General features: G+C 46.1%; 11 protein-coding genes. All 11 read right to left on the bottom strand.

Annotated features, from left to right (window positions below):
• Nucleotides 1–29 precede the first annotated feature (29 nt).
• The gene (locus AC5ELV_RS09115) at nt 30–491 is read right to left on the bottom strand and encodes a DUF8821 family protein (RefSeq protein ID WP_307350663.1); all 462 of its coding nucleotides are present in this window, start codon (nt 489–491) and stop codon (nt 30–32) included.
• A 44-nt stretch (nt 492–535) separates the two neighbouring features.
• Nucleotides 536–1,150: a class I SAM-dependent methyltransferase gene (locus AC5ELV_RS09110; protein ID WP_493429922.1), complete on the bottom strand. Its 615-nt coding sequence runs from the start codon at nt 1,148–1,150 to the stop codon at nt 536–538.
• A 225-nt stretch (nt 1,151–1,375) separates the two neighbouring features.
• Nucleotides 1,376–1,909 (bottom strand): YceI family protein, encoded by a 534-nt coding sequence (locus AC5ELV_RS09105; protein ID WP_493429921.1) that lies wholly within the window; start codon nt 1,907–1,909, stop codon nt 1,376–1,378.
• 278 nt (nt 1,910–2,187) lie between these two features.
• Nucleotides 2,188–3,522 (bottom strand): SMI1/KNR4 family protein, encoded by a 1,335-nt coding sequence (locus AC5ELV_RS09100; RefSeq protein WP_493429920.1) that lies wholly within the window; start codon nt 3,520–3,522, stop codon nt 2,188–2,190.
• 285 nt (nt 3,523–3,807) lie between these two features.
• Nucleotides 3,808–4,335 (bottom strand): hypothetical protein, encoded by a 528-nt coding sequence (locus AC5ELV_RS09095; protein ID WP_484669116.1) that lies wholly within the window; start codon nt 4,333–4,335, stop codon nt 3,808–3,810.
• 141 nt (nt 4,336–4,476) lie between these two features.
• Nucleotides 4,477–5,037 carry a DUF4303 domain-containing protein gene (locus AC5ELV_RS09090; protein ID WP_493429919.1) on the bottom strand — a complete coding sequence of 187 codons (561 nt, stop codon included), beginning with the start codon at nt 5,035–5,037 and terminating at the stop codon, nt 4,477–4,479.
• Nucleotides 5,038–5,141: 104 nt separating this feature from the next.
• Nucleotides 5,142–7,106 carry a GTP-binding protein gene (locus AC5ELV_RS09085; RefSeq protein ID WP_493429918.1) on the bottom strand — a complete coding sequence of 655 codons (1,965 nt, stop codon included), beginning with the start codon at nt 7,104–7,106 and terminating at the stop codon, nt 5,142–5,144.
• A gap of 216 nt (nt 7,107–7,322) precedes the next feature.
• The gene (locus AC5ELV_RS09080; RefSeq protein WP_493429917.1) at nt 7,323–7,676 is read right to left on the bottom strand and encodes a hypothetical protein; all 354 of its coding nucleotides are present in this window, start codon (nt 7,674–7,676) and stop codon (nt 7,323–7,325) included.
• Nucleotides 7,677–8,036: 360 nt separating this feature from the next.
• Nucleotides 8,037–9,821 carry a M3 family oligoendopeptidase gene (locus AC5ELV_RS09075; RefSeq protein ID WP_493429916.1) on the bottom strand — a complete coding sequence of 595 codons (1,785 nt, stop codon included), beginning with the start codon at nt 9,819–9,821 and terminating at the stop codon, nt 8,037–8,039.
• A 577-nt stretch (nt 9,822–10,398) separates the two neighbouring features.
• Nucleotides 10,399–11,280 carry a phosphotransferase family protein gene (locus AC5ELV_RS09070; protein WP_493429915.1) on the bottom strand — a complete coding sequence of 294 codons (882 nt, stop codon included), beginning with the start codon at nt 11,278–11,280 and terminating at the stop codon, nt 10,399–10,401.
• A gap of 102 nt (nt 11,281–11,382) precedes the next feature.
• Nucleotides 11,383–11,715 (bottom strand): hypothetical protein, encoded by a 333-nt coding sequence (locus AC5ELV_RS09065; RefSeq protein ID WP_493429914.1) that lies wholly within the window; start codon nt 11,713–11,715, stop codon nt 11,383–11,385.
• Nucleotides 11,716–11,763: the final 48 nt, after the last annotated feature.

The following is an 11,763-nucleotide window of genomic DNA, read 5'->3' as shown; positions in this document are numbered from 1 at the left end:
CGATTTCTCCAATTGCGCTTTTGCCTACTTTAGTATTCTCCTTTAATTACAAAAAACGAACCCCGAATGGTTCCGGCTAGTTTTGACTTCTGCCTAGCAAACTTAAACTTCCCTTCTAGCTCCTTGGGTACCTCCATCCCCTCAGAAAGCTTAAAACCAACGGCCCGCTTCTTAGGGTCATCCACCGTATACATGACGTTGACCCCAAGACCATCCTCATAAAAGACGTAAGCAAATTTAATATTTTCCACTTGAAAACGTGACGTTTCTAAAGGTTTGGCCGCAAATTCAATATCACGCTCTTTCAGAACCCGGTTCACATAATCAAGGGTCTCCTGACTTTCACTAGCTGGCACAACCGTAAATTCATGCTTGTATTTGTTCATAAAGTAACGGGCTTCATTAGCACGCAAACCAGCAAGCGCCTCTACTACAGGTGAAGACTCTAAACCAACCGTAGACACATTATTAAAATCAACGATATAGGACATTTCCATCTCTCCTTTTATCTCATTATGCCCCAAAAAACTTGCCGCTACTTATGGTACGGTTTTTGAGAATCAAGAATAAACATAGATGCATCTTGTCCCATGAATACTTTACTTGCATTATAAAAAGTTTTGGATTGAATATCTCTATACCCTATTTTAGTCATAATGTCAGCCAGCTCTTCTTGATTAAATCCGTTATGAACTATGTCTGAAACTACTTTTTCATTTTTATTAAAATCTACGATTAATAAATGTCCTCCTTCATTTAGAACATCAAATAATCTGGATAAAACAAATTCAACATCATGAATATGAAGTAAAACCTGAGCCATAAAAATATAGTCAGCATGAAGATCCGATAGACCTTCCTTTTCAAAATCAAAGCATAATGTATCTGCATTCTGAATATGAAGATCAGTAATTTTTTGCTTTATTTGATTAATCATATTTTGTGAAGTATCCAGAAAAAGCATAGAATTAAAATCGTTTAACAAGTTCATTCCGACAAGACCCGTTCCACACCCGAAATCAACAGCTTTCTTACTATTAGCGTCAACTACATATTCACGAATGGCATCAGATGATGCCTTTGCAATTTGAATTCTTTCAGAAGTGTCATATATATTCGCTATCATTTCAAACTTATCCGTATTCCCCATGTTTACCTCTCCAATCCGCCTTAATAAAATCCTGAATACAGCAATATAGAATGCTATTCTATCGAAGTATTAGCATTTAGTCCACATTCTTATTCATGCTTATGGAGAACAAAACTATTTTGCTTCAAAAATTTCGCTCTTATTTGTGATACGGCTCACCACTCTACCTGTAACGGCAAGTTTTGAATAAAGACCACCCCGCTAATAGGATGGCCTTTAGGATCACTAATCTATTCTAATTGCTTCGATATAAAGCTCGATTTTCACTTCATTTCCGACAATAACCCCACCTTTTTCCAGGGGCGAGTTGAATGTCAAGCCAAATTCATTGCGTTCGATACTGGCTGTTGAATGAAATCCTACACGTTCCCGGCCGCGAGGGTCTTTATTTAGTCCTTCAAAAACAGTATGAAAAGTGATAGGTTTTGTTACTCCATGCAAAGTTAGATTGCCCGTAAGTTCATATTGCCTTTCGCCAGCAGGGACGCAGCTGGTGCTTTGAAACGTAATGGTTGGATACTTGGCTGCATGAAGGAAGTCGTCGCTCTTCAGGTGCTCATCTCGTTGCAATTGGCGAGTTGTGATACTATTTGCATCTATGGAAGCCTGAATACCCATGGTTGTTAAATCGTTGGGGTCAAAACTCAAGATCGCTTGGAAATGCTCGAATACTCCTTTAATTCTATTAATCATTAAATGCGTCACCGAAAACTCGACGGAGCTGTGGTCCGGATCAACTTCCCACTTGATATTGCTCATAAATAAATTCCACCCTCTATTATAAGATTTGAGAAAGGTCTTCCTATCTCCAAAACCTGCGCTATTCGCATGCTCCTAATATACAAAAACGCTACTGACAACAGGATGTCAGTAGCGTTTTAGCATTTTTTCGCCTTCCTCGAATCCGATTTCGGAATGTTCAAGCTCCGCCACGTCATAATTAAATCAAAGGTGAGCTCGCAGGTGCTGATCATCTGAAGGCTGATACTCTAAATTTTATCCGTTGACATTTTATGGACAATTCATACACACCTTCCTCACGATTCGTCTTTGTCGAAATAATCATCTGGCAAATGTAGTTCTCGCAAACAGCCGATAAATTTTTCTCTGAAATTCGGATTTCTTCTATATTCCGGCCATACCGCCTTATAGTAAGGTAGCAACTTCTCATGTGGAATAATGTCCCAGTATAAAATCAAGTTATTCAGAACCTGCGCGCCGCCCCCCATCAGCATCTGTTCAATGATCTGCCAGCTTCCCAGCTTGTTTTCGCAATTGCGCGCGGCATAGATGGCAGTAGTTTGCATTGTGAGGTCCGCGCGACACAAGAAAGGCGCAAAGTTCTGGAGCGTAATCGCACCGTAATCTTCCAAGATATACCCTGCATAACGCAACGTTTCCGGATCGTGAATCCTGTCAAGCCTTTGTAAGATCACTGGAATAAACTCCGTTAAATCCTCAGTTTTACTGGAAGCGTGCAGAATCTGTAAAGCTTGCAGTAAATCCTCATGCCCATCCGATTGCAACAGCTCCAGAAGATATTTTCTACCCGCGTCAAAAGAAGTTTTGCAGATGAGCCAAATGGCTATGGTCCGATTTTTTGGGCTTTGTTCCGCAATATTTTTCAAAAAACCAAGGGTTGGCTGAGAGACTTTCTTAAACTTGAACATTCCATCAAGCGCTTTTGCTTGGATTTCTCCATTTGGAGCTCTCTGATAAATCTGGATCAGCGCATTCTCATCACCCGGCATTCGACTGCCAAACCACCCGGTATCATAATCCAGAATAATTTCATCCAGCCAGCGCTCGTACCAATCCAAAAAGCTGCCTTCATAGACAAAGAAAAAAGGATGATCGGGATGAAAATCGGAGGTGTACACAATTCTCCCCCTATATTTTCCTTCAAGTACGAGATACATGTCGTATTCGCAGCCTTGGGTACCTATGCACAACATGCCGCCCAACACCTTATTACAGGTGTCGTCGTATTCCTCATCGGGAATGTCCTCATCCTTGGTCAGGGGCTCAATCAGATGGTTCCATTCCTCTTTGCTCATCCCGGGATGCAGAACGGATTTTGCAAGGAGTGCCTGGCGCTCGGTATAGGAAGTTGCCTTTTCAATCGGATAAATCCCATAATAGGGGCCGGCGCCTCCGTTGCCGACGTTCGTTAAAAACAGCGCGTAAGGCTCAGGAAGTGTGACCTGATTGTGGGTTTGCCAGTCCGCCAGCTCTTTTGCTGTAAGCTTCTCTTTAACCCTATATTGATGTGAGGATGCTCCAAACACCGAGAAATCCGCATCTTTGCGCATAGCTTGACTCAATTTGTTCTTTATTCGAACCAGTTGCGTTTCTTTCTTCCCAAACCACATATTTGAACCCTCCTGTTGACCATAGCCAGGCTTCCTTTGTTTGCTTATCCAGCAATTTTATTATTTTTCTATGGGTCGTACCTCTTTAAAATGATATGTATCTAGAGTACCACAGGAAAAATCCATATGAAGGGACTCAAGTTCTGGATCATGCCTGGGATTTACTAAAAGAAATGGGCTATTCCGAGTTAAAACCGATTTGGATAGACAGTGGTAGTGATAATGGTTTGTGGACTAGCCCCCTTTGATCACTCCAAGGGGGGCTTAAAGTTCACAGGTATACGATTATTCGTTATCCGGCGTGGCCGGACTGGCCGAGGGCATCAAGCCTTTAACGGCGCCGAGAAACGGGCGAATGGACTTGATCATGCCGTAGCCCATCTTCACGACCGGGACAAATTTCTGGATCATGCCGAACAGCCGCAAGCCGCCGCCGAGCATACCGCCAAGCCCTCCTGCGCCCGCAGTGGAGCCGCCAAGGCCGCCTAACAGCGAGCCCATCATCGGCAGGAATGCCGACACCTTGGCGTCCGGCTTGCGAGAGCGCGAACGGCCAGACGGTTTACGTGCACCGCTTTTCCGGTTGCCGAGACGGACGCCCGGGGCATGCGAACTGGCTCTGCGTTTGAGAGATCGGGAATCTTGCTTCCCGGAAGAAGCGCGTGGAGGAGCTCCAGCACTGGCAAGTATCAACCCACCGCGATTAACGTCGGTGATGTAGCCGACGTAAGTCTCTCCGCTGTGCAGGGTGACACAGACCGGACGGCCTTGAAACTTCTTAGCCCGTGCACGCATCTCTTTCGATTGTGCCATGGAAGTTCACCTCGCTCACTGATTATAATTCAGTTTACGCCAGAGGCGGGCTGCCTGATTGTGCGAATGGGACATACGCACGCCAAAAATCGCTTGATGATTAGGCATTTTACAACTCTCCCTCAAGAAACGCGAATACCCTTACTCCGCCGCTTCCGCCAGCCATGCTTGCATAGCCGGAGACTCCGCCCGATTCAAACGCAGGGCGATTTCGGTGTTGATCTCATCCGGCGGCATGACCTCGACAAGGACGCATACAGCCTCTCGCGGTTGATTCAAGGCAAACAAGCCTTCATCATCGAGCATTTTCATCGCCAGCTCCATGGCCTTCAGCCTTGAATCAAATTCACGATTCCATTCGTCAGCTTCAAGCTCCGCAATGGAAGGACCCTCCATAAACAATTGTTTAACATCATCGAAGTTCTCATCCCTGAAACAACAATAGGGTGAATCGGCATAGGACCACTTGATGAGTTCCGCAATCATTGGTCCCGGCGTGTCGCCTTCGTTTCCTTGCCTGGCCGCTTCCCTCTCCAAGGCCTCCCATGACCAGGCGGAGATGCTTGGCGCATGCCCCTCTCCAGAAGTGAATAACGTGCAGTAATAGTAACGTTCGCCATTTTCAAAAAGAGTGCGAAAGGACGTCCTAGCCACTTCGGCAATCTCTGCCGCCAGCGCCTCTATTCCTTGCGTCGGTTCCACGACAATCGCCCCTTAGCCCTATAAAATATATATCTTACTTCCATTCTAAAGATTATTTGTCCTAAATCTACCTACTTTCCACCCGAATCCTGGAAGTATGACGATTAAGGTTCTAATTCAAGGTGCATCTTGGCTTCCGCCTCATCCCATGGCACCGAGTAACCCGCCCCCTTGGCGCAAAAGATGGAGGAGGATGTATACAGTGGGTCTGCCCCTTTGCGGTAGCCCATTCGTTCTATGACTTCCTCCGTATTATGGCAGCGGTCGTAGCCGCTGAACACGCAGCGGATACTGCCTCGTCCATGCGTAAAGGATGCAAATTCGGCACTGTAGTTCATGAAAGTCGACACGGGCACCCTGCCCGTGACCACCGCTTGCGTTCCGGTTGTCTGCGGCGGATTAAAAATACCTGAAGCACGCTGAATATCGGACAGAACCCTGCCCATTTCATCGATAGCGACCTTGATTTTGAAATCGTAATAGGGCTCCAACAGTACGTTGTCCGCCTTCTCCAGACCCTGCCGTAGTGCTCGAAAGGCAGCCTCACGAAAATCGCCGCCGTGGGTATGTTCTTTATGCGCGCGGCCCCTCAGCAGCGTAATATTCACGTCGGTGACTGGCATGCCGGTCAGCAGCCCGTGATGCTCCCGTTCGTAGAGATGATTCCGAATCAGATTTTGATAGCTGATATTCAGATCATCGGCATGACATCTGCTATCGAACATGATGCCGTTGCCTCTTGCTCCCGGTTCAATCAGCAAATGCACTTCCGCATAATGCCTGAGCGGTTCGAAGTGGCCGTACCCTTTCACAGCCGATTGAATCGTTTCCTTATACAAGATTTCCGGTTGTCCAAAAGAGATAGCAAAGCCAAACCGCTCTCTAACAAGCTGCTCTAGCACTTCCAGTTGAATCAATCCCATGACGCGGATAGAAATCTCCTGCAATTTCTCATCCCAAACGACGTTTAGAGACGGTTCCTCCGCCTCCAGCGTGCGAAAAGCACCGAGCACCTTCTGTACATGTATTGAATTGTCAAATAATACCTTCGACTGTAACGTCGGCTCCGAATCGTAAGTTAACTTGTCTGATATCGACCCAAGGCCTTGCCCAGCTTCGGCGGCGGACAAGCCGGCAACCGCAAACAAATCGCCGGCTTCCACTTGTTCCACCGGCTGCGATTTAAGGCCGTTAAACAAGAAGATCCGCGTAACTTTTTCGTCATATTGAACCCCGCCGCTCTCGTAACTAAGCTGTTCCCTCACCTTCAGCCGACCACCCAGCGCCTTAATGAACGTGAGTCTCGCTCCGCCTGCATCGTGCCGAATTTTATAAACCCGCCCCTGGAACGAAGCATTCTCGTCATAAGTGGTTGTCGTCAGCAGATGCAGCTGATCCAGAAATTCAATGACGCCTGTATCCTGAAGCGCAGAGCCGTAAGCACAGGGGAAGAGGAGACCCGCCGCTATCATCCTCTGCAAGGCCTCCAGCCAGAAGCCGGAATCCTCTCTCCCCTCTAGGAAAGCTTCCAGTAAGGCATCATCCCGCTCTGCCATGGCCTCCCGCAGCGGCTCGCCAACTATGCCGTCAGCCAAGCTCTGTGTAATGCAGCATACTTCCCCCGTTAACTGCTGTCGGATATCCGCCTCGGTTCTGCCTGCATCCGCACCGATCCGATCCGTCTTGTTGATAAAGAAGAACGTCGGAATCCGATGTTTGCGCAACAGCTGCCAGACCGTCTCCGTATGACCCTGGACACCTTCAACTGCGCTTACAATCAGGATGGCATAATCAATGACCTGAATCGCCCGCTCCATCTCCGGGGAGAAATCGACGTGTCCGGGCGTGTCTATTAAATAATAGCTGTCTCCTTTATATTCTATTACCGCCTGATCTGCGAACACCGTAATGCCCCTTGCCCGCTCGATGTCGTGGCTGTCCAGAAACGCATCCTGATGATCCACCCGCCCCCGCGACCGGATACTGTTCGTATGGTACAGCAGCTGTTCCGCAAAAGTCGTCTTACCTGCATCCACATGGGCGAACAGGCCAATCGTTAGTCGTTTCATAGAATCCCACTTTCAACGCTTCTTGTTAATACTACTCATTTTATTAAAGCATAGAAATCGGGAGAGTGGGTAGGAGTTGGTTTTGAGAGAGGGTCTACAGTGGTTACCTGAGAGAGGTCATCTTGATATCTATAAGGGTATCCAGGTTAATTTCAATCCTCATATCTTCATGTTCATTAATAGCAATTAAAATTTTATCTTTTACACTTAATTTTTTTATAGGATTTGTTTCATCAAAAAAATACCCCAAACCAAACTGTCGTTTGTATCTGTGCAAGCAATGAAGCCTTCATTTCCCATTTGCCCATCCCCGCCATAGATTTTACCACCTTGATAGTCAATACTCGTCCACGCATCAACCATTGTCCAATGTCCGGTGTTATATTTTTCAATACTCTCAATAGTTGTATCACACTGGGGAGAACAGTACATTGAGCGCTCATTGTTGTTAGGATTGTAATATGTCCCGACATTTAGAATAATTACGTTACCATTAGCAAAAGCAATGCAATTAATCCCAGGCAACTCACGTTGTTCAGCAGACCAATGTTTCATTATTAAGTTGTTCATAACTTTGTCCTTTCAAATTTAATCAGCTAAACACCGGGACAAACGGAATTGGCGAAAGTCTTGAATTAAATCGCAATGAGTCACGAAGCCTTTTACCGTTTGCCTTCGGATTCTCTACTTTACGTTTAGTTTTCCAGCGATGCGTTCCTTCTTGAATTCAGCTTGAATACTTTCCAGCAACAGCATGACCCTCTTCACGTTACACATACCGTGTAGTTCCTGCATAAAAAAGCAAGTAAAACTTGCCCCTACTTATGCTACGGTTCCCCCCGCTAGCTGTAACAGCAAGTTTAGAGCCATCCTTGGTGGATGGCCCTTTTCTTAAAAAAATTTGTTTTTGTATGCCCTCAGTTCGGGACGTTACGCCTCGTCGGCAAATGCTCCAATTTCCTCCGCAAGCAAAGCCATCGCCTCCCGCCAGAAGGCGGGCGAATCCAGCTCAACATCCATGAGCCTTGCAGCTTCCGCAACGGTAGTGTAACCGCTGGCTTCTAGAAATGTGCGGTACCGCTGCACGAAATCACCGCCGTGCTTCTTATACCGGGCGTACAGGCCTTTGGAGAACAACAAGCCAAATGAATAAGGAAAATTCAAAAACTCATTCCCCGCCATGTAATAACCGGCTTTGCTGATCCACTGGTAAGGATGAATGCTTGCCGCATCCACGCCATTGCCGTAAGCCTCCACCATCGCCTCATGCATCAAGCTGTTCAACTCCTGAACAGACAAAGCTCCGAACTGTCTTCGCTCGTACAGCCGGCTCTCAAACAAATAACGAGCATAGAAATCGACGATATAATAACCAGCGTCAGACAGCGTGCGCTCCAGCAATGCAAGTGACGCGCCCTTCGGCGCGAGTTCAAGCAGTTCCTGCTGAATTAGACTTTCGCAAAAAATCGACGCAGTCTCTGCAAGCGGCACAGGATAATCCGTGTTCACCATCGGTTGTCCGATCAGACAACTGCTGTGATAGGCGTGTCCAAGCTCATGCGCTAGCACGCTGACGTCGATATAATGGCCATTGAAGCTAGTCATGATTCGGCTTTCGCCAATAGGGAAAATATCGACGCACATCCCGAACCCGCCTTTGTCCGCACGCGGCTCTGCATCGATCCAGCGCCGCAGAAACGCACGGTCAGCGAACCTGCCTAGCTCCGCGCTAAACCGATGGAATCCAGACACGATGATATCCTTCGCTGCGGAGTAAGATATTAGAGCGGACGCTTTCCCTTCCAGCGGGGCAAACACGTCATGAAAAGGCAAAGCTCCGGAATGCCCTAGCAACCGTGCTTTAGTTCTGTAATAGCGGTGGAAGGCCGGCAGTCCTTCACGAATTGCCGTCATCATCGCCTCTAGCGTCCCTCGCTCCATCCGGGACGCCTCCAGCACCTTGTCCAGCGGAGAGGCGTAGCCCCGCAACCCACATATCGCAATTGCTTCCCCACACACGCCGTTAATACAAGCCGCACTCAGCTCCGCCACGCTCGCGCAGGCTTCCTGCTCCAATTCGTATGCTTTTTTTCGCACAGCCGCCTCACCGTCATAAGCCAGATTCCGCAGGTCCGACAGCCCCACACTCTGGGTCTTCCCGCCAATTACCAGATCTTTACGCAAGCTTGAGATGGTCCGCATGTACAGTCTCCCCCATGCTTTGGAGCCAGTGCTCTGCATCAAGGTTATCGCTGTCTCCGCTTCTTTCCCTAGTCGATGCGTTGACTGCTGCCGCAGTCCCTGTAAATAGAAAAGCTGACTACGCACATAAGCCGACTCTACTGCCAGAGACTCTAAGTTCTCCAACTCCGCAAGCCATTTGCCGAAGGCGATACGGGCTTGTTCCGCCACTGCCTCCATTTGCTCCAGCTCATCCATCGCATTCATTGCCTCATCATCACTACCATTTATACTGAATCGCAGTTCCGCATAACTGAAGAGGCAGAGATAAATACTCCGGTATGCATCATAACGCGTTAAATAGGTCTCCAGCGTCGGCAACGCCTCTGCGCGGCTGTGTCCGCCTTCCTGCAGATGCTGCGCCGTCCATTCCTTTAAATCTTGTACAAGCGCCGACGCCCGCGTCTGGTTTTCCCGATACTTCTCCGATCCGAAGGACGGATACAGGCTCTCCAGTTCCCATGTCATCTCCATGCTCATTCGCTCCTTAGCCCTTGGGCATATTTAGTTGGTTATCGCAGTAGCGGTTAGGCATGGAGCTTACATGTGTTCACGTCCTTTCCCTTCGTTTGGGTTCGTATAGAATCAGCCGGTCATGACATGGGATGGAGACAACCGATCCGCAGCAAAATTTCATGCCCAAATTATAGCATATCTCGCTACATCAGGACTAAATCACTTTCGGAACCCTTCGGTGCCACGGAATTCCGCGGTCTTCAAAACATGACGTTATTTATGATACGGTTCACCGTGATTGCTTAGTTAGTAAAGCGGATTATTAGTTGGTTGAAATTCAAAGTGAGAACTTTGAAGGTTACAAAGAAGCAAATGGAGTAAAACCTTTATTTACTTCAACTACTCAGCAAGATGACTACAAGGCATTCATAAGAACGCTAAGTGAATATTATCAATATGATATTACAGAGACTTGAGGTGGGATTATGGAAAAAGAAGTTCTTAATCTGATAAAAAATGACCGGGGCAAGTTTTTAGGCCATCCCTCAGGGGGATGACCTTTCTAATACATCTAATGAACATCAGACACCTGAACTCAATAACCCACCGAATTTCTTAAAGTAAGAATACTTTCCTGAAGGAACGTTTGATTTTTTTCAATTCCTCTCTTTTTACACCAAACAACTGCGCAGAAAGCATCGTAAAAATCATAAAATGGCAGCACACTTTCCAGAGCCAACATAGGTCGAATCGATTGGTAACCTTCAATAAACGGTATCTTTGTTCTTGGATTGACTTCCCAAATATATCGATTGACTTTTGTAAAATCTATTTCCGACGATCCTCCACGGGCACTCTCGAAATCAATAATGCCAGCAACCTCGTTACCATTCACCAATATATTACCTGGTCTAAAATCCATGTGAACAATGCATGGTCCGTCAGGATCCGGTAAAGCAGAGAAAACTCCATCAAAGTGAAGAATACATCTTTCATACAATCCTGAGTCGAGAATCTCTTTGCATGGCTCTTTCCACTTTTCGAAATTACTTCTGATATGTACTCTCCAATTATTTTGGTCAAGTAGCTTAAAACCATCAGTCACATGGTAACCATACCCAGCAGTTTTAACCTCGTGGAGCATAGCATGATACACGCCAATTTGAAAAGAGAGTTTCTCATCAATGTCTCCTGTACAAGGCATACCTTGAATTGCTGAAAGAAGCAATGCTCCAGTAGTACTTTCATCCCCGTACCAAATGTCCAATACCCTAGGAACAGGTATTATGCCCTTCAATGTTTCAAGCATCTGAAATTCACGGAATAGTTTATCCTTGTTAAATGGAATTTTTACAAAAACGTTTTCTCCACTGGCAAGAGTAAGTTTGTATACATCAGAACTAAATGAATCTGGGACATCCTCAATATTCAAGACGTTCAACTTTAGCTTTTCTATAACTTTTAGAATAGAACTCATATGTAACCTCCTGTTTTGGAGCGATTCTTCCGGTTTGTTTCTCTGAAAACCGACTCAAATCCGACTACTTTTTCTCTTCTTCTTGTAAGGTGGCTGCCCCGCCTATAAACAGGGAATCTCAATATCATCAATGTCCATCATCTTATCTTTCTCTGCATCATAGTACTCCCCAAATAAAAACAATGACTCACTTTTCCTATTCAATAAATAGGGGATAATTTTTTCACAAAATTCTGTAACACTTTTAAACATACACTCTGGGGCAATCCCCGATTCATCGATAACCAACAATTCCTTGTGTTCAATACGAGTAGGGTTGCGATTTAAACGATACAGTTGAAAAGAAGTACCCTTGCGATACGCTTTATAAATTGGAGCTTCTATGGTTTCGATGAAATCTCCATCCATATAATTCAAGATAAGGTTTACAGTCATCTCCATTCTCCTTTCAACATGAATGCTAAGTTTAGATACAAATTCATT

It is taken from the genome of Paenibacillus sp. NMA1017 (assembly GCF_058895805.1).
Note: the sequence above shows the minus strand (reverse complement) of the source record. Positions and strands in the feature narration are given on the sequence as shown.

Bases quoted from the DNA above. Each gene is read 5' to 3' on its own strand.
- AC5ELV_RS09115 (WP_307350663.1), bottom strand. From the start codon at position 491: ATGTCCTATATCGTTGATTTTAATAATGTGTCTACGGTTGGTTTAGAG.
- AC5ELV_RS09110 (WP_493429922.1), bottom strand. From the start codon at position 1,150: ATGGGGAATACGGATAAGTTTGAAATGATAGCGAATATATATGACACT.
- AC5ELV_RS09105 (WP_493429921.1), bottom strand. From the start codon at position 1,909: ATGAGCAATATCAAGTGGGAAGTTGATCCGGACCACAGCTCCGTCGAG.
- AC5ELV_RS09100 (WP_493429920.1), bottom strand. From the start codon at position 3,522: ATGTGGTTTGGGAAGAAAGAAACGCAACTGGTTCGAATAAAGAACAAA.
- AC5ELV_RS09095 (WP_484669116.1), bottom strand. From the start codon at position 4,335: ATGGCACAATCGAAAGAGATGCGTGCACGGGCTAAGAAGTTTCAAGGC.
- AC5ELV_RS09085 (WP_493429918.1), bottom strand. From the start codon at position 7,106: ATGAAACGACTAACGATTGGCCTGTTCGCCCATGTGGATGCAGGTAAG.
- AC5ELV_RS09080 (WP_493429917.1), bottom strand. From the start codon at position 7,676: ATGAACAACTTAATAATGAAACATTGGTCTGCTGAACAACGTGAGTTG.
- AC5ELV_RS09075 (WP_493429916.1), bottom strand. From the start codon at position 9,821: ATGGAGATGACATGGGAACTGGAGAGCCTGTATCCGTCCTTCGGATCG.
- AC5ELV_RS09070 (WP_493429915.1), bottom strand. From the start codon at position 11,280: ATGAGTTCTATTCTAAAAGTTATAGAAAAGCTAAAGTTGAACGTCTTG.
- AC5ELV_RS09065 (WP_493429914.1), bottom strand. From the start codon at position 11,715: ATGACTGTAAACCTTATCTTGAATTATATGGATGGAGATTTCATCGAA.